The sequence below is a fragment of the Mycoplasma sp. 4013 genome, assembly GCF_054353875.1.
Genome location: NZ_JBTHHK010000005.1, coordinates 23,752 through 45,685, shown reverse-complemented (window position 1 = coordinate 45,685; position 21,934 = coordinate 23,752). Strand labels below are relative to the sequence as shown.

General features: G+C 30.4%; 18 protein-coding genes and 2 tRNA genes. 11 read left to right on the top strand and 9 right to left on the bottom strand.

The window, feature by feature from the left end; translation table 4 throughout:
- Positions 1–2: 2 nt before the first annotated feature.
- The 3 genes from ACXYRO_RS02445 (at position 3) to ACXYRO_RS02435 (ending at position 3,134) form a co-directional block, all read left to right on the top strand.
- The gene (locus ACXYRO_RS02445; RefSeq protein ID WP_458614205.1) at positions 3–1,376 is read left to right on the top strand and encodes a dihydrolipoyl dehydrogenase; all 1,374 of its coding nucleotides are present in this window, start codon (positions 3–5) and stop codon (positions 1,374–1,376) included.
- The gene (locus ACXYRO_RS02440) at positions 1,369–2,538 is read left to right on the top strand and encodes a nicotinamide mononucleotide transporter (RefSeq protein ID WP_435130212.1); all 1,170 of its coding nucleotides are present in this window, start codon (positions 1,369–1,371) and stop codon (positions 2,536–2,538) included. Before ACXYRO_RS02445 ends, ACXYRO_RS02440 begins: the two co-directional genes overlap by 8 nt.
- Positions 2,539–2,624: 86 nt before the next feature.
- Entirely contained in the window at positions 2,625–3,134 is a 510-nt protein-coding gene (locus tag ACXYRO_RS02435; RefSeq protein ID WP_458597247.1) for an adenine phosphoribosyltransferase, read from the top strand.
- A 36-nt stretch (positions 3,135–3,170) separates the two neighbouring features.
- On the opposite strand, the gene ACXYRO_RS02430 is transcribed toward ACXYRO_RS02435, so the two are convergent.
- On the bottom strand, positions 3,171–6,008 hold the full coding sequence (locus ACXYRO_RS02430) for an amidase domain-containing protein (protein ID WP_458614204.1): 2,838 nt from the start codon (positions 6,006–6,008) through the stop codon (positions 3,171–3,173).
- A 326-nt stretch (positions 6,009–6,334) separates the two neighbouring features.
- Between ACXYRO_RS02430 and ACXYRO_RS02425 the strand changes: the two genes are divergently transcribed.
- From ACXYRO_RS02425 to ACXYRO_RS02415, 3 genes are all read left to right on the top strand, one after another.
- A tRNA-Cys gene (locus tag ACXYRO_RS02425) sits at positions 6,335–6,409 on the top strand.
- Positions 6,410–6,418: 9 nt separating this feature from the next.
- A tRNA-Arg gene (locus ACXYRO_RS02420) sits at positions 6,419–6,495 on the top strand.
- A 225-nt stretch (positions 6,496–6,720) separates the two neighbouring features.
- Positions 6,721–7,779 (top strand): zinc-dependent alcohol dehydrogenase family protein, encoded by a 1,059-nt coding sequence (locus ACXYRO_RS02415; protein WP_458597249.1) that lies wholly within the window; start codon positions 6,721–6,723, stop codon positions 7,777–7,779.
- An 85-nt stretch (positions 7,780–7,864) separates the two neighbouring features.
- Here the strand turns inward: ACXYRO_RS02415 and lpdA are convergent, their stop codons facing one another.
- The 6 genes from lpdA to ACXYRO_RS02385 form a co-directional block, all read right to left on the bottom strand.
- A complete protein-coding gene (gene lpdA / locus ACXYRO_RS02410; protein ID WP_458614203.1) occupies positions 7,865–9,721 on the bottom strand; it encodes a dihydrolipoyl dehydrogenase in 1,857 nt (618 codons plus the stop codon).
- Position 9,722: 1 nt separating this feature from the next.
- On the bottom strand, positions 9,723–10,658 hold the full coding sequence (locus ACXYRO_RS02405) for a 2-oxo acid dehydrogenase subunit E2 (protein WP_458614202.1): 936 nt from the start codon (positions 10,656–10,658) through the stop codon (positions 9,723–9,725).
- A 29-nt stretch (positions 10,659–10,687) separates the two neighbouring features.
- On the bottom strand, positions 10,688–11,680 hold the full coding sequence (locus ACXYRO_RS02400; RefSeq protein ID WP_435130232.1) for an alpha-ketoacid dehydrogenase subunit beta: 993 nt from the start codon (positions 11,678–11,680) through the stop codon (positions 10,688–10,690).
- Positions 11,680–12,792: a pyruvate dehydrogenase (acetyl-transferring) E1 component subunit alpha gene (pdhA, locus tag ACXYRO_RS02395; RefSeq protein ID WP_435130234.1), complete on the bottom strand. Its 1,113-nt coding sequence runs from the start codon at positions 12,790–12,792 to the stop codon at positions 11,680–11,682. The genes ACXYRO_RS02400 and pdhA overlap by 1 nt, the downstream gene beginning before the upstream one ends.
- 43 nt (positions 12,793–12,835) lie before the next feature.
- Positions 12,836–14,215: an FAD-dependent oxidoreductase gene (locus ACXYRO_RS02390; RefSeq protein WP_458597251.1), complete on the bottom strand. Its 1,380-nt coding sequence runs from the start codon at positions 14,213–14,215 to the stop codon at positions 12,836–12,838.
- A 78-nt stretch (positions 14,216–14,293) separates the two neighbouring features.
- Positions 14,294–15,253: a phosphate acetyltransferase gene (locus ACXYRO_RS02385; protein WP_458614201.1), complete on the bottom strand. Its 960-nt coding sequence runs from the start codon at positions 15,251–15,253 to the stop codon at positions 14,294–14,296.
- A gap of 209 nt (positions 15,254–15,462) precedes the next feature.
- On the opposite strand from ACXYRO_RS02385, the gene ACXYRO_RS02380 reads away from it, so the two are divergent.
- Genes ACXYRO_RS02380 through ACXYRO_RS02360 form a run of 5 tightly spaced genes read left to right on the top strand, consistent with a single transcriptional unit; the run spans position 15,463 to position 20,332 of the window.
- Positions 15,463–15,780 (top strand): hypothetical protein, encoded by a 318-nt coding sequence (locus ACXYRO_RS02380; RefSeq protein ID WP_435130242.1) that lies wholly within the window; start codon positions 15,463–15,465, stop codon positions 15,778–15,780.
- 3 nt (positions 15,781–15,783) lie between these two features.
- Positions 15,784–16,767, top strand: a complete 984-nt coding sequence (locus tag ACXYRO_RS02375; protein ID WP_458614200.1) for a lipoate--protein ligase — start codon at positions 15,784–15,786, stop codon at positions 16,765–16,767.
- Positions 16,767–17,597, top strand: coding sequence for an alpha/beta fold hydrolase (locus tag ACXYRO_RS02370; RefSeq protein WP_458614199.1), 831 nt, complete (start codon positions 16,767–16,769; stop codon positions 17,595–17,597). Before ACXYRO_RS02375 ends, ACXYRO_RS02370 begins: the two co-directional genes overlap by 1 nt.
- 30 nt (positions 17,598–17,627) lie before the next feature.
- On the top strand, positions 17,628–18,362 hold the full coding sequence (locus ACXYRO_RS02365) for a type III pantothenate kinase (RefSeq protein ID WP_458597255.1): 735 nt from the start codon (positions 17,628–17,630) through the stop codon (positions 18,360–18,362).
- Positions 18,363–18,373: 11 nt separating this feature from the next.
- Positions 18,374–20,332 (top strand): MIP family Ig-specific serine endopeptidase, encoded by a 1,959-nt coding sequence (locus tag ACXYRO_RS02360; RefSeq protein ID WP_458614198.1) that lies wholly within the window; start codon positions 18,374–18,376, stop codon positions 20,330–20,332.
- A 28-nt stretch (positions 20,333–20,360) separates the two neighbouring features.
- Here ACXYRO_RS02360 and rsmI read toward each other — a convergent pair whose 3' ends face one another.
- Both rsmI and ACXYRO_RS02350 read right to left on the bottom strand, forming a co-directional pair.
- Entirely contained in the window at positions 20,361–21,083 is a 723-nt protein-coding gene (gene rsmI, locus ACXYRO_RS02355; protein WP_458614197.1) for a 16S rRNA (cytidine(1402)-2'-O)-methyltransferase, read from the bottom strand.
- Positions 21,076–21,927 carry a hypothetical protein gene (locus tag ACXYRO_RS02350; protein WP_458614196.1) on the bottom strand — a complete coding sequence of 284 codons (852 nt, stop codon included), beginning with the start codon at positions 21,925–21,927 and terminating at the stop codon, positions 21,076–21,078. Before ACXYRO_RS02350 ends, rsmI begins: the two co-directional genes overlap by 8 nt.
- Positions 21,928–21,934: the final 7 nt, after the last annotated feature.

The window sequence follows — 21,934 nt, the reverse complement described above, 5'->3', positions numbered from 1 at the left end:
ATATGAAACACTATGATGTCGTAGTATTAGGTGCTGGACCTGGTGGGTACACTTTGGCTGGTATTCTATCAAGCAACGGGCTTAAAGTAGCCTTAGTTGAAAAAGAAGATTTAGGTGGAACCTGTGTTAACAAAGGTTGCATCTCTACTAAAACTTTAATTAAGTCAGCAAAAGTTTTAGACACAATCCAAAATTCTGAAAAATATGGAGTTTTCAACAAATACCTTGGATATAGTTTCCAAGTAATGCAAAACCGTCGTAAAGCAAACAAAGAACTTTTGAACGGTGCTATTAGCAACTTTTTAGCAGGTGCTCATGTTGATGTATTCAAAGGAATGGGTACTGTTGTAGATGAACACAGTTTAACAGTTAATGAAGAAACATTACACTTTGATAAATTAGTTGTAGCAACTGGTTCATCAAATCGTGCATTAAGCATCGAAGGTGCTAAGGAAGCATATGAATTAGGATACTTAATCGATTCTGAACAAGCAATGAAACTAGATGCTGCACCAAAAACACTAGTAATTATTGGAGCAGGACCTATTGCATTAGAATTTGCTTATTTTTATAGCACATTAGGAACTAAAGTTACTATTTTATGTAACACTAAATTCTTAGCACATCTTGATCCACACGCTGCTAAGGCGGTTCGTGCTACCTTAGAAGCAAAAGGTGTTATAATTGTTGATGAAATGAACTTAGAATCAGTTTCTAATGGATTTGTAAGTTATCAATGAAAAGAGCAAAAACACTCATTGGCTTCACAAAATGCATTAGTAGCAATTGGTAGAATAGCAAACCTATCTGGTCTAGATGAACTTAAATTAAAATTGAATGCTCGTGGATTTGTTGAAGTAAACGAATTGATGAAAACTAGTTTAGACCACGTTTATGCTTTAGGTGATGTAACTGGATTATTTATGCTTTCTACTGTTGCTTACAAAACAGCAGATGTGATTGCTAAAGATATTTTAGGATTACAACCTGAAAAATTAAACTTAAACAATGTTCCATGAGCAATTTATTTAAACCCTGAATTAGCCGGTGTTGGTAAAACAGCCGCTCAATTAGAAAAAGAGGGTGTTGAATTTAATGAAGTAATGGTTCCTGGTATGGCATTACCAAGAATGCATGCTGATGGTTTAGCAAATGAATTGGCTTTCGTTAAATTCTTTGTTTCTAAATCAACCGGAGAAATTCTAGGAAGTTTTATGTTCTTAGAAGGTGGACACATTTTAATCAACCAAGTCGCATTCGTAATGCAACAAAAAGTTACCTTTAAACAACTACAAGAATCTATTTACACACACCCAACTATTGCTGAAGCACTTTATTATTCATCACGTACTGTGGCTTTAAAGAAAAATGCTTAAGTTCAAGCAACAAGTTCTTAAACATCGTGACGTAATAGAGAAATGTTATATTGTAATTAACATAGTAGTGTTGGTATATGTTTCACTTTATAATTTTGATTATAAAGTGTGAGCATGACAAAACCCGAACCGTTCGGTTGCAATTATCAATGTTTTAGTTTCATTTTCTGGTATCTTTGGTATTTTAGCTAATTATTTCTTTTCAAAGCATTATAAAATCGCTTATTTGCTAAGCTTGATAAATATTATCTTCTTTATCTGCTTTGCTTTCTATAACTATTTAATTATCGATGGGTTAATTAATTTATTCATATATATACCAATTTTAATTTTTAACTTCCATAAAACATATATTCGTAAAAAGATTGTCTTTGAATACTTTGTTTCGGGTGTTCATACATGAACTTTCTTTGGAATGATTTTTATTATTTTATCAATTGCTTTTTACTTCTTAAATCCACAAGTTACTTATTTATACAACATCACTTTTGGATTCGATCCTGTGCAAAATGCTTTTGGGACCTTTTATAAATATAAACTTGATGGAAACATACTATTATCAATGATTAATTCACTTTCAGTTGTAGCATTGATGATGCTTTCATTAGGTTTTCGAGAAAACTGATATGTATGAATTGTTAAAAACATCATTTCATTCGTCTTCTTTGGTGGAGTTGGTTTCTTTAGCATCGTTGTAATTTTATTAAATGCAGTGTATATGAATATGTCATTATTCTACTTTTATGTAACTTCAAGAAAACAAGAAGTTAGAGTTAAACTACAAACAGAAGCAAATTCGGTTCTCTCAGCACATATGGCTGCTTCGTTAAAAGAAAACGGATATGTAATCTATGATAAAATTGAAGTTGCTAATAAGCTCTCATATGCAGATGCTAAAAAGTTATTAAAAGAATCAATTTATCAATTTAAACCTACCTATGGAAATATGAAGAATATTATTTTATGAGATATGAAGTCCTTACTTCATACCATCGAATCGCGCATTGTGTTGGATAGTAAAATATCTAAGTTAAAATGAGCATTTAGAAAGAAAATTTATCAACTTTCAATTCTCCTTAGACCAAAAATGGATTATACAACTAACATTGAAAAATTACCACATTTATTAACTTCTTTTGATCACAGTTATACATATAACTAGGATTTTATAAAACACATAAAAATTTTATGTGTTTTATTTTTTTGATAAATATAGCAAAAAATAAGCAAATAGTTTATAATTAAAATATGAATATAGCAAAATTAATCAGAAATGTTCCCGACTTTCCAAAACCAGGGATAATGTTTAAAGATATATCACCTTTATTAGCAAACGGAGAGGCTTTAAATTATACAATTTCAAAGATTGCTGATGAGTGCAAAGATGTTGATATCATTGTAGGCCCAGATGCGCGAGGATTCTTATTCGGTACACCCGCTGCTGCTTTTTTAAAAAAACCATTTATTATGGTTCGTAAGCCTAATAAACTACCAGGTGAAGTTATTGCGATGAAATATGATTTGGAATATGGAAGCAATAGTTTAGAATTACAAAAAGGGTTTGTTAAACCAGGTCAAAAGGCTGCAATTGTAGATGATGTGCTTGCAACTGGTGGGACTACCAAAGCAATTATTAAGTTATTAGAATCGCAAGGTGTAGAAGTTAAAAAAGTAATTGTTTTATTAGAATTACAAGAATTGCATGGAAGAAAATTATTAGGTGAACATACCGAAGTAGTTTCATTAATTAAGGTATAAAAATCACAAATTAGGCATCTAATTTGTGATATTTTTTTAACTTAACACAAAAGTTTGTGAGTATTCTTTATTGTCGTCATCAATATGGTATTTAAATGTTAATGTGTTTGTATTAGGATCTCAAGTTGAATCGGTGAATTTTTTAGCATCTGATTTTTTTGATGTAATTCTATTTGCATATGACGCATCTGCAAAAGCAAATAATTTATTTTCATTTTGCCGTCCCATACCTGATATACCAACATATTCATTTCCTTTGGTTCCGTATTTTTGTAAACCAGGAAATTTTTTATTTTTCTTTGGCTTTATTTTCTTTTCGAGTGCTTTTTGAATTTGTTCTTTGACTTTTTCTTTTGTAACACCATCATATAATTTTAATGGAGCAGTTTTAATAGTGTCTTCACTTTGTTTTGGACTTTCTTCTTCATTTTCATTGTCAACATTTTTTGATTCATTACCATCTACAACTTTTGTATTATCAGATGTTTCTTCACTAGTTAGATTATTTTTTGGTAAAGTTTCAGTTTTTAATTTTGGTTGTTCTTGTGGGTTTTCGGTTCCGTTAAATGGAGTTCCTGTTTGTGTTGAATCACTTGGTTGGTTTTGTTCATGTTGCTGTTCGTGATTTTCGTTTGGATTAGGTTGGTTATTTTGGCTTGCTACAACTCTAGGTTGTGATTCAGAAGATTTTAATGTAGGTTCTTCTGAAGGGGTATCTTTCTGATTATTTTCTTTTGTTGGTGTTTTTGCACTTTGATCATTTGTATTATCATTAGATGTTGGTTCTGAGTTTTCTGGTTGATTTTTAGAAGTTTCACTTGATGTTGTTTGTGCATTTGCATTAGGTTTTTCAGTCTTTAATGCTGCTGGAGCAGGGGGTGTTTCATGGACTGTTTCACCTGAACCAGATTGTATATTTTGTTCATTGTTATTTTTTTGTTCAGAATCAGAATTACCTGTGGGTTGAGTAGAGTTTTTTGGTGAATCACTTTCTGTTTTTGGATTTGTTGTATCCGATGAATTAGGTTTTCCTTGCGGAGTTTTTGTAGAATCTGTGGTTTTTGGTTCGTTGTCAGTTTTAGAATTTACATCATTAGGTGATTCTTCTCTTGAAGAATCTTGATGTTCTGTATTTTGTTGCTTTGTCTCTGCAGAACTAACCTTTTCTTCAGTTTTACCTGTTGAGTTTGTTTTTTGATTACCCTTATCAGATGGAGTATTATTTGTTTGTGATGTATTAGGATTTTTTGGATCTTGTTCTTGTGTTGTTATATTAAGTTTGATTTTTTGCTCGTATGTTTTATTTTTACCATCAACTATATATCTAAATGTTAATGTTTTGTCTTCTTCATTTCAAATTGAACTCTCAAATACATTATTGTTATGTTTATTACGTCCCTTCTTTCTAGTTTTCTTAGTTTCAGAGGTTTGTGTTTTTGGGATATCTTTTAATTTTAGTGGATCAAGTCCATCTTTTGTTTTAAAGAGTTTATTATCATCACTTGTACCACCAGTTGCTATTCCAAAAAAGTAAGTGCTATTTTCTGCTTTTCCAGCTTTAGTCTCTTTATATCTTTGTAACCCAGGGAATACATTTTTCTTTGTTGACAATCTTTCTTTAATCTTATTATAAATTTTTTCATCTGTAACATTAGGTAATTTTTCTAATGCATTTTCATATGAAAGAGGTTCAGTATTTTCAGATTTGTTTGTTTTTTTGTCTTCATCTGTTTCAGATGTAATTGGAGTTTTTGGAGGGGTACTACTTCTCGCTCCAGATGTTGGTTTTTGTTCAGAACTTTGAGTTTCTTGTTTTGTTTTATCTAAATCAGGTTTTGGAGCAGATGTTCCATTTTTGTTAGTAGGTTGCCCATTATCTTTTGTAGAAGGTTCTGTTATATTATTTAATTTAATAATTTGTGTGTATTCTGTTTTGCCACCAATTACCATATATTTAAATGTAATTGTCTTAGTAGCAGGATCTCAGGTTGAATTTAGAAATTTGCGATTATCTTTGGTTTCAGGATTACCATCTGATGTAAGTTTAGTAATATCCAATCCATCTCTAACATCAAATAATTGATTATCAGTTCCGTTTCCTCCACCTGCTATACCAATAAAATCAGGATCTTTATATCTTTGTAATCCTTTAAAAGGTTTTTTTAATATCTTATCATAAATCATTTGATCACTTATATTTGGTTTTTTAACTAAAGCATTTGAATAATCTATGTTTGTTTCTGTTTGGTTATTCGGATTTTGTTCGGATGTTTTTTCAACTATATTTGTTAAAGTTATGGTTTGTGAATATTGCATTGTATAACCAATTACCATATATTTAAATGTAATAGTTTTAGTTTTAGGATCTCATGTAGATTTATCGAACACTCTATTGCTTTTAGTTTCCTCTTTTCCATCTGATGTAAGTTTACTAATATCCAATCCATCTCTAACTGAAAATAATTGGTTATCAGTTCCATTACCTCCACCAGCTATCCCTATAAAATCAGGATCTTTATATCTTTGTAATCCTTTAAAAGGTTTTTCTAATATTTTATTATAAATTACTTGATCACTTATATTTGGTTTTTTAACTAAAGCATTTGAATAATCTACTTTATCAGGTTTATTTTTTTCATCACTTGGATTAGGATTGTTTTTGATAGGTAGATTTTGAGATTGTGGGTTATTAGGTTTAGGTTTTTCAATAGGATGTGTTGGTGTAGTTTTTGTAACCTGCATTTTTGGAGAATTTAAATCAACTGGTTTTGCTTCTTCTTTTATTTTTGGTGAGCAGCTTACAGCAATAACAATAGGAGTTATAGTTAAAGATGCAATTGATAAGAATAATTTTGATAACTTGTGCTTTTTCATAATTTCCCTTAAATTCCTTATAGAAATATTTTATAATTTATATGTATATAATTAATTATATATATAAAAAGTATGTAATTTTATATAAAATAAATATTTTCATAATTTCCATAAAAAGATATCGTTATTTAACGATTATAGAGTAATAATATCTCATATTGCTTTCTTATATCATATGTTATAAATATAAGAATATATATATAAAAGTATTTCCACATTTTACAAGATAGAAATTAATAAAAATATTTATGTATTAAAATTATAAAAAATCTATAAAAATATTTTGTTTTTTGTTGTTTTTCGCTATAATAATTTAGCAATTTATAGGCACTATAGCCAAATGGCCAAGGCATGGGTCTGCAAAACCTTGAGTGCGGGTTCGAATCCCGTTAGTGCCTCCATAATTAAATGCGCCCGTAGCTCAACTGGACAGAGTGTTAGGTTACGGCCCTAAAGGTTGCGGGTTCGACTCCTGCCGGGCGCGCCATATATTTAATACCATATAACCCCGTTTTGGGGTATTTTAATACACTTTTATATAAATTTGGATGCATTGTTGGTATTAGTTTGTAATATATTCAAAACAAAAAAGTAAACCAGTTTTGATAAAAACATGAAATGAATTTCATATTTTTTCTAAAAAATTCAACAACTTATATAGATAAGAGTATAATACTATCAAATAGTTATTTAAAATAAAGGAGAAATTATTATGAAAATGAAAGCAATTACATTTAATAAAGAAGGAAAAGTACAGTTAGTTGACTTTGACAAACCTAGAGTTATTAAACCTACCGATGCAGTTGTTCGGATTTTGAAAACTACTATTTGTGGAACAGATTTACACATTTTAGGTGGAGATGTTCCTGAAACACAACCTGGTAAAATCTTAGGACACGAAGGAATTGGTATAGTTGAGGAAGCAGGTTCAGCAGTATCTAACTTTAAAGTAGGTGATAAAGTTATTGTTTCATGTATCACATCATGTAATAAATGCTACTACTGTAAACGTGGTCTTCCCGCACACTGTGAAACAGGTGGATGAATTTTAGGACATAATATTAATGGAACACAAGCAGAATTTGTACACATTCCACATGCTGATGGTTCATTATATCATGCACCTAAAACAGTATCTGATGATGCTTTAGTAATGTTATCTGACATCTTCCCTACCTCATTTGAAATCGGGGTACAAAGTTCTCATATTAAACCAGGAGATACTGTTGCAATTATTGGAGCAGGACCAATTGGTTTAGCTGCTTTACTGACAGCACAATTTTACTCACCATCAAAGATTATTATGGTTGATTTATCAGAATCAAGACTAGAATTTGCAAAAAAATTCGGTGCAACACATACTATTAAATCAGGTAATTTAGAAGAAATTAAAGCAAAAGTTTCGGAAATTACTAATGGACGTGGAGTAAATGTGGCAATGGAATGTGTTGGTTATCCAGCAACATTTGATGTAGCACAAAATATAGTTGCTATCGGTGGACACATAGCTAATGTTGGAGTACATGGTAAACCAGTAAGTTTTGAATTGCAAAAACTATGAATTAAGAACATTACTTTTTCAACAGGTTTAGTAAATGCAACAACTACACAAATGCTTTTAGATGTCTTAGAATCAGGAAAAATCGATGCAAGCAAAATGGTAACACACCACTTTAAGCTTTCAGAAATGGAAACTGCATATAACATCTTTAAGCATGCTGGAGACAATAAAGCGCTCAAAGTTATTATTGAAAATGATATAACTAAATAACAAAATCCAAGGATTATCCTTGGTTTTTAATTCTAGTCCTAAAAAGAAAAAAAAGTATAAGTGAGAACTTATACTTTTATTTTGTTTATTTTTTTAGTTTGTTTAATTGATGTACTGCATTACGTGCAGCTTCTCATAATACTTCTGAGAAAGTTGGATGTGGGTGTATAGCAGAAGCTATTTCATAGATAGTTGATTCTAAATCCATAGCTAAAACAACCTCTGAGATTAAGTCTGTTGCTGTTCCACCAATAATGTGACATCCAAGAATTTCACCAAATTCTTTTCCAATAATAAATTTAGCAAAACCTTTTTCTTCGTGTGCTGCTAATGCTTTACCAATGAATGTGAATTGGTGTTTAGCTACTATAAAATCTTTACCTTGCTCTTTTGCTTGTTCTTCAGTTAATCCGACAGTTGCAATTTCTGGATGGGTGTAAACGCAAGCAGGAACGGTTTTTGAAGAGTATTTAACTTCTTTTTTAAGAATGTTAGATACAGCAACAATTGCATGTCTGTAAGCAACATGTGCTAACATTGATTGACCTACAACATCACCGATACCATAAACACCATCAACATTGGTTTTACAGAATTCATCTACTAAAAGTTGCTTACGATCTCCAAGTTTGATTCCGACTTCTTCTAAACCAAGTGATTCTGGAACTCTACCAACAGAAACTAAAACTAATTCTGATTCAATTGATTCTTCCTTACCATTTACAGTATAGAAAATTTTGTTGTTTTCAAATTTTGTTGTATTTGTATTAGCAATAACTGTAACACCTGCTTCTTTTAAATCAGCAGTAACTTGTTTGATAATATCTTTATCAAGCATTGCTAAAACAGTTGGAAGGTTTTGTAAAATAGTTACTTTTGTTCCAGCAGCAGAAAATACTTGGGCAAATTCAACCCCGATTACACCTCCACCGACGATAGTTAATGATTGTGGTTTGTTTTTAAGGTTAATTGCTTCCTTTGAAGTAATTAACTTACCTGATTTATAACCTTCTTCAAATCCAGGAAGTGGTATTTTACGATCAGATGAACCGGTTGCAATGATAATATTTTTCCCACGGTAAACTTTTGAATCAACTTCAACTTCATGGGCTCCAACAAATTTTGCTGTTCCAAGGATGGTTTTAACCTTGTTCATACGCATTAGAGCTTGTACACCATTGGTAAGTTGTTTTACCACACCGGCTTTTCTGGCATGCATTTTTTCTCAGTTTACACTAACATCAATTGTTCCATCAATTCCAAAATCGTGTGCATGTTTAATATTTGATAAAACTTCAGTAGTTTTTAATAATGCTTTTGTAGGGATACATCCAACATTTAAGCAGACTCCACCTCAAAATTCTTTTTCGATGATTAAAGTTTTTAATCCAGCGCCACCTGCTTCTTCAGCGGCTAAATATCCACCAGGCCCAGAACCAATAACAATTAAATCAAATTCTTCTTCAACTTTACCTGTATATGCTTTTCCTGTGTTCTTTGCCTCAACTGCAGGTGCAGCAGATGTTGAGGCAGGTTTTGCTGGTGCAGGTTTGGTAGCGGTTGCTGGTCTTTTGAATGAAGAAAGGTCAAAAAGTTGATTTGAAACCTTAACTTCACCTACAACTGAAGCCCCCCCACCTTCTTCAGCAGGTTCTTCTTTAGTTGGTGCAGGAGCAGCGACAGGGGCTGCTTCTTCAACATCTCCACTTCCATCATCGATATAATATATTTCTTGGCCAACATGGATAACATCCCCGACAGTCATTAAAACCTTCACAATTTTACCAGTTGCAGGTGAAGGGATATCTGAAGTAACTTTATCGGTTTCAACAGAAAAAAGCGAATCACCTTCTTTTACTTCATCACCTTCTTTTTTGTAAATTTCAGCAACTGTTCCCTCGTGTAATCCTTCTCCTATATCAGCAAATTTAAATTTATGCATACTATAAAACTCCTAAAATTTCTGGTTTTTCAAGTAATTCTTTAACTCTAGCAGCGAATCTACCGGCAGCAGCACCATCAATTCATCTGTGGTCTGCAGCGACGGTAAAGTTCATTACTTTACCAGGTACAATTTGCCCATTTTTAACAACTGGTTTATCAAGAATAGCTCCGACACCAGCGATTGATATTTCAGGCCAGTTAATAACAGGTGTTCCAAATAAAGCACCTACTGAACCATAGTTAGTAATGGTAAATGATCCACCAGACATTTCATTAGGTTTAATTTTTTTATCTCTAGCAGCAAGTGCTAAACGGATAATTTCTTTACCTAAATCCACGATTGTAAGGTTTTGGGCATCTTTTACTACAGGAACCATTAACCCAGCTGCTGTATCAACAGCAATTCCTAAATTAATAGTTGTAGGATAAACGATTTCGTTAGCTGCTTCATCATATTTAGCAGCAAAAATAGGGAATTCTTTTAAAGCAGTAATAATTGCTTTTGCAATGTAAGGTAAGAATGTTAATTTTACCCCAGTAGCTTTTTGCACATCCTCTACGATTGATTTTCTTAAATCTCAAAGACGAGTTACATCGATTTCATTTACTAATGAAAAGTATGCAACAGATGCTTGTGAAGTTTTCATTGCACGAGCAATAGCATTACGGATTGGAGTAATTTTTTCTCTTCTTCCGTCTAAGGTAACTGGTGCAGGTTTGCTCACTACATCAACATGTGCTGCGGGAGCAGCAGAAGTAGCAGCAGGTGCAGCGGTAGCAGGGGCAGCAGGTTTTGCAGCAGGTGCTGCAGCAAATGCACGAACATCTGCTTCAGTAACTCTACCTTGTGGCCCTGTTCCAATTACTAAATTAATATCAATTCCCAATTTGTTCGCTACAGCACGAGCAATAGGAGTTGCGATTTTTCTTTCCATAAATTTCCTTTCTAGTAGTTAATTATAACCTAAAAAGAAACAACCTCTTTAATTTTAGCAACAATTTTATCACTATCAATTGCGTGATATTTTTCTCCACGTGCTAAAGGAACTGTGATGTCGTATCCGGTTAAACGTGCTAAAGGAGCTTGTAAGTATTCAAATGCTCTTTCATTTACTCTAGCAATAATTTCTGCTGAAACTGAAAATGATCTAACGGCTTCATGAACCACAAGTAATCTTCCGGTTTTCTTAACTGAATTTACAATAGTTTCAGTGTCAATTGGTTTAATAGTTCTTAAGTCAATTAATTCTACACTGATTTCTGGATTAGATGCTTGAAGTTTTTTAAGTGCTTCAAGTGATTCGTGAACTTGTGCTCCGTATGTTACAAGAGTTAAGTCGTTTCCTTCAACTAAAACATTTGCTTTTCCAATTGGAACTTCATAAATTTCAGCTGGAATTTCTTGTTTAAATGAACGGTAAATTTTCTTTGGTTCTAAAAATACAACTGGATCTGGGTCATTGATAGCTGCTATCATTAATCCTTTTGTATCATAAGGAGTTGATGGCATAACAACTTTTAATCCAGGAATGTGTGAATAAAGTGCTTCAATCGCTTCTGAGTGATGTTCGAGAGCTCTAACTCCACCTGCCATAGGCATTCTTAATACCATTGGAACTGTTACTCTTCCACGAGTTCTGTTTCTATATCTAGCTGCATGCACAAAAAGTTGTTGAAATGCAGGGAAAGAGAATCCTTGGAATTGAATTTCAACAATAGGTTTTAGTCCATAAATAGCTGCTCCAACTCCAACACCACACATTGATGCTTCAGCAATAGGTGAATCTCAAGCTCTGGTAAGCCCGTATTTCTTTTGTAATCCTTCGGTTGCTCTGAAAACTCCACCTTCATACCCTGCATCTTGTCCTCAAAGAACAACGGTTGGATCTTTTTCCATCATTAAATCAATAGCATTAGTTAAAGCACCAATGTTATTTAATGTAACTGTTTTATCCATTATTTACTCTCCTTTAAGTTTGCATAGTAAGCCAAAGCTTCTTGTTTTTGTTCTTCTAATTCAGGTGTAAGTGTGTGATAGGTGTAGTCAAATACTTCATTGATGTCTACATCTAATTCTTCTAATGATTCGTTGTATGCTTTCTTAACTTCTTCCATTGCAGATTCTCACATTTGATCTCTTTCTGCTTCGGTTAAGTATTTTTTATCGTATAGATATTTTTCAATACGGTGCATAGGTTCTCATTTTTCGTGTTCTTTTTCTTCTTCAACAGTACGATATACTCTAGGGTTATCTGATGTTGTATGTGGTCCTTGTCTTCAAGTAATGAATTCGACTAAAACAGGTCCATTTCCTTCGCGAGCAAATTCAACTGCTTCTTTCATTACTACATAAGAAGCTAACAAGTCATTTCCGTCAACACGAACTCCTGGCATTCCAGCAGCAGCAGCCTTAGCAGCAACTGTTTCAGAACCAGTTTCAAATTTTTCAGGTGTTGAAATACTTCATTGATTATTGTTTACACAGAAAACTGATGGTCATTTTCAAATTGAAGAAATATTAATTGCTTCATAGAATTCACCTTCAGCTGTTCCCCCGTTTCCAACGAAAGAAACTGATACAGTTTTTTTACCTAGTTGTTTTGCTGCATAAGCAATTCCTGCAGCATGTGAACATTGTGTTGCGATAGGAACATTAACAGGAAGTAAATTAATCCCTTCTGGAACTACACTTCCACGTTCATTTCCATTTCAGTATAATAATTGATTTTTAATAGGCATTCCCATATAAAGCATAGTTGCATTTGAACGGAATGCTGGAACAAATCAGTCGTCTTTGGTTAACACCATAGCAGACGCTACTTGTAATGCTTCTTCACCAAAGTTAGGTGCAAAAGTAAGCATTCTCCCTTGTCTTTGAAGTTGTGTCATATATTCATCTTGTCTTCTTGAAAGAACCATGAATCTATATGCTTTTAACAATTCTTCTTTTGATAATTTAGGGTCGTGTTTTTTACCTTCGGCTGTTAAATTTCCATCAATGTCTAAGAAACGAACAATTTCTTCTTTTTTAGACATTACTAATCCAGGTTTTACAAATTTAAAAGTCATAACATCCTTTCTGATTTAATGTTTGATTTAAAGGAAAATTTCCTTATTTTTTGTTGTAATTTAGATTTAAAGCATTTAAAATGGTTTGGATTACAAAGTTAAATGGTTTGTTAAAGTGTGGCAAGAAGTAAAAGTCCATTAATGCAATTTGTGGTAAGGTTAATCTTTCTTGAATTGCTAATGATAGCATATAAATTACCTCGGTGTGGTTTGCTTCTTTACCTACTGAACCAATTTGTGCTCCTAAAAGTCTAAGTGTGTTTTTGTCATATGTAATTTTCATTCATACTTTATAGTGTTTACGCATAAATTCAGGACGATCATTGTCTTCAAAGTATTCTACAGCATAAGAATCTTTGAATTTTGGATGTCTAGATGCTGCTACTTCTGAAAGTCCTGTTGATGAATAGTTGAAATCGAACACACTAATAGCGTTAGTTCCTGAGTATCCAGGAAATGGAATAGTTTCGTTTCCTGCTAAGTGGAAAGCAGCAACAATACCAGTTTTAACAGCATTTGTTGCTAAAGCGATGTTTACATATTCATCTGAAACATTGCTAATCATTGAAGCTGCATCACCGATAGCATAAACATCTTGATCTGATAATGATCTTTGGAATTTGTCAACTTTAATTGCACCATTAGGTAGTTTGTCAACACCTTGAATTAATTCGGTTTTTGGTCTAAATCCGATAGCTAAGATTACTAAATCAGCATCGTATGTTCCTTTGTCTGTAACAACAGCAGAAACACATTTTCCGTCTTTAGTTGTAAATCTTTGAACTTTTTCATTAAGTTGTAATTGAATTCCGTTTTTTACCATAGCTGCTTCAACTTTGTCAGTAAATTCTTTGTCAAAGTAGTTTGGTATAATGCGGTCTTGCATATCAATTAAGGTAACATGTTTTCCATATTTATGGAATGCTTCGACAATTTCCACACCAATGTATCCAGCACCAATAACAACAACATTTCTCACATCTTTTGATTCTGCCTTAGCCTTAATTTCTTTTGCATGTGCAAAGATTTTAGAAACTAAAATGTTGTCTAAGTGAATGTTTTCAAAAGGTGGAATAATTGGTCAAGTTCCTCCAGCATATACAAGTTTGTCATAGTAGTCTTTAAAAACTTGTCCAGTTCTTAAGTCTTTAACTACAACATATTTTTCTTCACGATTTACTTCTATAACATCATGAGCGTCTTTGATGTCTACTCCAAGTGATTTAAGTTGTTCAATACTTGAGTAGAATAATCCATCTGGATTAGAAAATTCCCCACCAACTCATAGAGCAATACCACATCCTAAAAAAGAAATGTCAGTATTTTTGTCATATGCCACTAAATGTGAGTCTGGAGCAATTTTCTTCATTGTTCTTAAAAATGAAGTCCCAGCATGGTTTGCTCCTATTGATATAATTTTCATTAAATAACCTCCGTTTTATTTAATATGAATAATTATAAATTTTTTTATTCTTTATCAGAATAACAAAAAGCATTCATATTATTTATAAGATTGTAATGCAGTAATTAAAACTGTATTATAAACATCTTCTGTGGTTGATCCTCTTGATAGATCGTTTACAGGTTCAGCAATCCCTGTAATAACTGGTCCGATTGCACCGAATCCCCCAAAACGTTGTGCAATCTTATATCCGATGTTACCTGCATCTAAATTAGGGAACACAAAAACATTTGTAACTCCTGTATATGCAGGTTTTTTGTATTTTGATTGTCTTACTTTTTCATCAAATGCTGCATCAAATTGGATTTCTCCTATTGCTTTAGTATCTGAAAGTTCGTTAAATTTTGCTGTTGCTTCAGCAGATAATTTTGACTCATCGCTAACTGCTGAACCATCTGTTGAAAAAGACAAGAAAGCTACTTTTGGATCAAAACCAAGGCTTTTAGCAAATTCGGTGGCATTTAATCCGATTTCTGCTAATTGATCTGCATTAGGTTTGATGTTGACTGAAATATCTGAAAATAGGTATTTTTGTTCATCCTTATGCATAATCATAGCAGAAGAAATAGTTTTGATGTTTTTCTTAGGTCCGATTACTTTAAAAGCAGCCCGTAAAATATCAGCTGTTGTGTAATTTAATCCACCAACAACCCCATCAACTTCTTTGTTTTTAAGCATCATCATTGCATAAAAAGGTGCTTGTTTAAGGTTTTTAACTGATGCTTCTAAAGTTTCCTTTCCTTTTCTTAATTCAAAATATTGCTTTGCATATTCTGATTTTTTCTCATCTGAGATAACTTCCTGCTTGATATTAGGTGTAAGTGAGCAGTTGTGTTGTGAAACTAATAACACAATATTTACTAAATCACTTTCAGCAACTTTAGCTGCTGCCTGAATCGATCTTTGATCTTCACCATCAATAAGCAAAATAGTCTTCTTACTCTTTAATTGAGTATTTTTTTGATAAATTGTATTTTCTAATTGTTTTTGGAAATTCATCCTTCTCCTTAAATATTAAATACGATTATATTATAATATATTCTAAATAAAAATCCTTAATATAGCAGTATTTTTGCAAAATCTGCTTTAAATATGAAAATGTATGCAATAAATTTGCTCAATTTGTCATTAAAAGTTTATTTTATAATTAAAAATACTGCTTTTTATTAACTTTTTCATTTGTATTTATATAGTGATATAATTAAATAATGAAGAAGCAATTTCAAACAGTAACAAGCAAAGAATTAAATTTATCTTTTGATTTCGAGATTCTAAATCATCAAAATCGTATTTTGGATATAAAAATTAATGGATTACTTCGTAATTTAAAGTATTCTGATGAATATTTTGACTGATTCATCGAAGATTTATTATTTTTGCTTGATAAAAATCGATACCAAAAACGCTGAGATTATGGACAAATCAATATTTTTGGTGTTACAAATTTAAATCTTAAGGAAAATGAAACAAAATTTGTTAAACTTTTTAAAAGTATAACAAATTTTGATTTAGTAAATAAGGAGTAAAAAATGAAAATATATGTATGTAAGGAAACTACACCATTTTACACACTTCCTCTTGAAGAAATAATGGCTAAAGATGAAGATAATCATGAAGATATTATTTATCTTTATCAACATGCTAATGATGTGATTATTGGACGTAATCAAAATGCATATAAGGAAGTTAAATTCGATGTTTTAGAGCGTGATAAAATAGGTTTATATCGTCGTTTATCAGGTGGTGGAGCTGTTTATCATGACCTTGGTAATTTAAATTTCTCATTTATTACTAATGATAAAACAGAGCATAGTTATCAAAAGTTTTTAGAGCCGGTTCTTAATTTCTTAAAATCACTTGGTTTAGATGCACAATTTAAAGGAAGAAATGATTTAGTAGTAAATGGTGCAAAATTTTCAGGTAATGCACAATTTATTTATAAAAATAAAATTGTACACCACGGAACTATATTATTTAATGTTGATTTAACAAGACTTTCAACTGTTTTAAATCCAAGTAAATTGAAAATGGAATCTAAAGGAATTAATAGTGCAAGACAAAGAGTGACAAACATTTTAGATGAATTACCAGTAAAAATGAGCATTGATGAATTTAAAAATAAATTCATCGAATATTTAATGCATAAATATGATGCAAAATTGCTTGATATACCTGAAAAATATACTACCTTAGTTCCACAATTGCGCAAAATTAGATCATCAAATGAGTGAGTTTTAGGTAAGAATCCGGAATTTTCCTTTTATAGCGAAAAGAAAACAGATGGTGGAATTTTACAAATAAGTGCTAATGTAAAAGAAAACAAGATAGTTGAAATTAAATTTGAAGGTGATTTTCTTACCTTACTAGGAACCGAAAGCATCGAAAGTGCATTAGTTGGACTTGATTTTGAGAAAAATAAAATATTAGAATTTTTAAAATCAGTACCTAATTTAGATAACTATTTTGGAAGCATTAGTCCACAAGAAATAGTTGATATTATGTTTGGTGAATAATGGAAAGTAAATATATAGAGATTTTAAACGAAAGAATACATTATATAGAAGAAAACACCGGTAAACCAAAAGTTTTATTTTTACACGGATTTAATTCCTCTGCTGCTTTTGCAAACCAAGTTTACTTACAGAAAAATCGTAATTATGATGTAGTTGCTATCGATTTTCCCGGTTGTGGTTTCAGTAGTGCTAAAGAAGCAATATCAATTGAGTTATATCAGCAGGTTGCATTGGAATTTGTAAAGCAATATAATTATGATTTTAAACTTGTTATTGGGCATTCACTTGGAGGAGCAAGTGCTTTGTATTTATTAAATAATAATTTAGTTAAAAAAGCACTACTAGCAGCACCGATAAATTATGAAATTTTGGATAATAAATTAGGTGAAAGTGTTGAAGCAGCAATCAAAAGAATGAAAAGTTGACTCATACCTGAAAATTATGATTCAGCTTATGAAAGTTCAGATAATTTGATTTATAATGATAAACTGGATTATCGTAAAAACTTATCAAAAGTTGCTACGATGTTTTTGAAATTAATGGATAGAAAGCGACCTATGTTTTTAAATATGGTTACATCACAGATTTTAAATCTCAATTACCTAAAAACAAGCATTAAAAGTTTATATCAAGCAAATAATGACTATGAATTTATTACTGGTATTAATGATAAATTTGTTCCTTACTTTACTATAAAAAATATTGCAAATAAGATGCAAAAAAATGTAACACTTTTGCAAAATTGTGGACATGCCTTATTTTTTGAGCAACCTGAAGCAATAAATAAAAAAATTAATCAACTTGTTGAGTATTTATATATAAAAGGTTAATAACCTTTTATTTTCTTATTCTGGAGTCTTATGTTATATATTGATTTTGGTAATACATTAATTAAAATTGGTTATTTTTTGAATTCAAACTTAATAATTGAAAAATTAGAGGTGAAATTATTAAGTTTTGATTCATTGAAAGAAAAAATTGTTCAAATAAAAAACAAAATAAATATTAAAAGTATTATTATTTCTTCTGTTAAACCAGAAAAAAATATCATTTTATCGCAAGTATTTGATTTTTTAAAAATAAAATATAAATTTATTTCATATTTGGATTTCAATGAAAATGATTTAACATTCAATAAAAAAATAGCAAAAGAAGAAGTGGGAAATGATATATTACTGGCTGCATATTATATTGGGCATAAATATGAAAGTGGTTATGTAGTTTCATTAGGGACAGCATTAGTTTTAAGTAAAACTGAAAATAAAAAAATAATCGGTGTTAGCATAATGCCCGGGATAAAAAAAGGTTTAAATGCACTTTTTGATAATACTTCATTAGTTAAACAAATCAAATTAAATAAAGATATAAAAAATATCGGTTATAATACTTCTGATGCAGTTTCATCAGGGATTCAATTTAGAATTTTATCTTTAATTATGTATTTAAATTATATAAATAAGCAAAATTATAAAATAATTTTCACCGGAGGAGATTTAAGTTTCTTTAATAAAGAAATTTTTAATAATATTGAAGAGGAAATTGTTGTAAAATCTTTAATTTTATTTACTAATAATAAACTCAAAGAAAGTATATAAGAAAGGAAAATATGAAGAGAAAATTATCTCTATTAACATTTGTTTCATTGCTAACATCTGCACTTGCAATTTCATGTGGGACAACTAACCAACAAAAGCAACCACAAAAATATAAAATACTTGTTTCTGGTGTTGAAAATAAAGCAAATAAGTATATTTTAACATTAAAAGCATATGAAATTCCAATTTCGTCAGATATAACAACTGATAAAATACAAATACAAATAAGTGGTTTAACTGAAAAATTGACAGCAATAAGTTTTGATAAAAATTCAAGGGAAATTAAATTTAATGTAACTAATTTAGACTTTGATAAAGATTATAAGATTGAAAAATTAATTGTAGATACCAATCAAATAAGTACTAATTTGGTTTTTAAAAAACAAAGACCAAAACAAGAACCGAACCCAATTCCACAACCATCAAAACCAGATAAACCAAAAGAACCCGTGACCCCCCCGCCTTTACCACCGGATTTTCATATTCCTACACAAGACTATAGTAAAAATAATCAATATCCAGATTTTGTTAAGCAATATAAGGTAGTAGATAGAAAACAGTTATATAATGAAATTTTTGATCGCAGTTTTGCTATAAAATTCGGTGTTGGTAATAAGACAGGTGATCACAGTAATGATTTTCGTTCAACAGATAGTGGGACAGCATGATTACTTGATTATCATAAACAAGACGATAATAAATATAAACTTTTCTTAGCAACTAATTTACATGTTGCAGCTGATTTATCAAATACATTAGATGAAAATGTTGCTAATAAACTTAATTATATTGATCCAAGAAATATTAAAGCTCGTTCAATCTCAATAGGTAAAGCAGCAAAAAAAACTGATTTTACAATCAAAGAAAATAACTATAATTATCAAGCAGATAGCGCAAATACTGTTAAATGATTCGCATCAGCAGATGAATTTTTGGATGCAAATAAGTCTGATTCAGCCGCATCAGAAACTACAAAAGCAGTAGGTATATCATCTCCAAAGTTAATTTTTGCAGGTTTTGATTTTATTGATCACAAATATATTCAACCATTTCAAGATAATTTAAAGAAATTAGCACAAGAACGACTAAAAAATTATACTACTGATGCTGATCCCGATGATGAAAGCGATGAAGGACATATTTTAAAGCAACAATTAAAAGATGAGAATTTTTATCCATTTTATACAGATTTTGCTGTTTTTGAAATAGATATTGATATGTCTAAGTTAAATACTCAAGCACAGCAAATGTTTAAATTGGCTATAGCAGGTGTTGATTCTTATTTAGCTAGACTAAATGCAACAAATCAATTACCTAATCAAGATAAAAAAACTTCTGTATATATGCAAACTGTTGATTATATGAGTGCATTTAATGAAAAAAACCAAAACAGTTTAACTAATTCAAAAGAAGTATATATAGGTGGCTATCCACAAGCTGATGCATCAGGAACAGCAGCATGAAGTATTAATAATCCAACTGAAAGAAATTCAACTTCTTTAAAATGAAATTCACGAAGTAAATCAAATGAAAAAACTTTTGCATTACCTACAAATAGCGCAGAAGAAAAGATTAATAGTGGTAATTATACACCTTATACTTCAGCACAAGGAAGATTGCTAGGTAATTATTATGGTTATAATTATTCAATTTGATTTTCATCATTATATTATGGAGCATCTGGTTCGCTTGTGTATAATGAATTTGGACAAATGATAGGTATATATGATGCAGTTGCTTCAGATGTTCAAAAGAATGACTTTTCTAAGGTAGCTGGATTTGCACCGTTCTTTCTATCACATGATTTTGGTAAATTAAAAGCATATAATTTAATTGATGGGAGTGATAAGAAGAAATACCCGGCACAAACAGCTTCGTATCGTCAAAATTTATTATTAATTTATCCAAACGGTTTTGATAATTCACAAACACCGTTTAAGACAGCATTATTTCCAAATGGTTTTAAATAAATAAATCGTTTAGCACTATATAGCAGTGCTAAACGATATTTTTATTAATTTTAGGATATTTATTCACCTTAATATGTTTTGTTTTTGGGATGTTAATAACTAAGGTATATTCACCTTTTATTTTTTCAATATTTTGAAACTTGGTTATTAACACAGAAGGTTTATCAAAAAATCATTGTTCATAAATTTTTGTAAGTTCCTTAGCTAAACATATATTGACATTATCATTAAAAACATTATAAATATCTTTGATGGTTTGAAGTAGTTTATGTGGTGATATAAAGAAAATATATGTTCCTTCAGATAAATTAGTAAGTTGATTCTTTCGCTGCTGACTTTTATCTTTGATAAAACCTAAAAAAGTAAAATTATTAGAAAATCCAGAACCAACAAACGCTGTTGTTACTGCAGAAACACCAGGAATTATTTCAATATCATATCCGTTATTTCTTGCAAGATTAATAATACTAAAACCAGGGTCAGAAACAACAGGCATCCCAGCATCAGAAACCAATCCGACATTTTTTTGTGCTTGCAGAAAGTTTAAAATAATTTTAGCAGTAGCATTTTCGTTAAAAGCATTATTAGTAATCAATGTTTTTTTGGTTATACTAAAATGTTCTAATAGTTTGGTAGTTACTCTGGTATCTTCACAAGCAATTATATCTACTTTATTTAAAGTTTCAACAGCGCGAAACGTTATATCCTTAAGATTACCTATTGGAGTTCCTATTATATATAACTTACTCATATAACCTTCTAAGTTTAATTAATAAAGCAACTTTTTGCATCTCAAAATTACTGTTATAATCTGATAAATTTTTGTTAAATTCAAGCATTAATTTATTAGCAGAATTAACTTGTCGAATATTTTGTGTTTTTCTATTTATTAATCTATATATTTTGTCCAATTCTTTATATTTATAATTTAATAAATTACTGGTTTGAAATAGGTATTTTAATGCATTAAAGAAAAAAATATTTTCTTTTTTTAGATTTTCATTTAAAAAATCTAAAAATAAATTAAGTGTATATTTTGAATTATTTTGTAATAGTTGTTCAAAATAAGTTATTAATTGTTTCAAAATTACTATATGCTGCTCGTTTTCGCTAAAATTTTGGTATCAATTTTCCTTATTTGGTTTTTTTAAAAAAGGGATAAGATTAATAATTTGAGATCGTGAAATAATTGTTGGTAAAACCTTATTTATCTTGCTGGTGGTAGCAAAAATAATTGTATTATCATTTGGTTCTTCAATAAATTTTAAAAAACTATTTATTGTAATATGTGTAGTATGATCGATATCTTTAATTATTATAATGGTTTTTTGATTATTATTTTGTTGAAATTGTGCTTGATAAATTACTGCTTGAACATCATCTTTTTTAATTATATCCTTGCTTCCATCGATTAAATAAATATTATTTGTAAGTTTGCTTAAATCTGTGTCTGGTGCAAATTTAGTATTATTAATGATGTTAATAAGCTGCAATAAAAAAATATTAACATTATCTGAATTAGTTTTAAAAAGGTATAAATGTGACAATTTATTTTTTTTATTTAACTCATCGAATTTAGTTAGTATTTGGTACATTTTTATT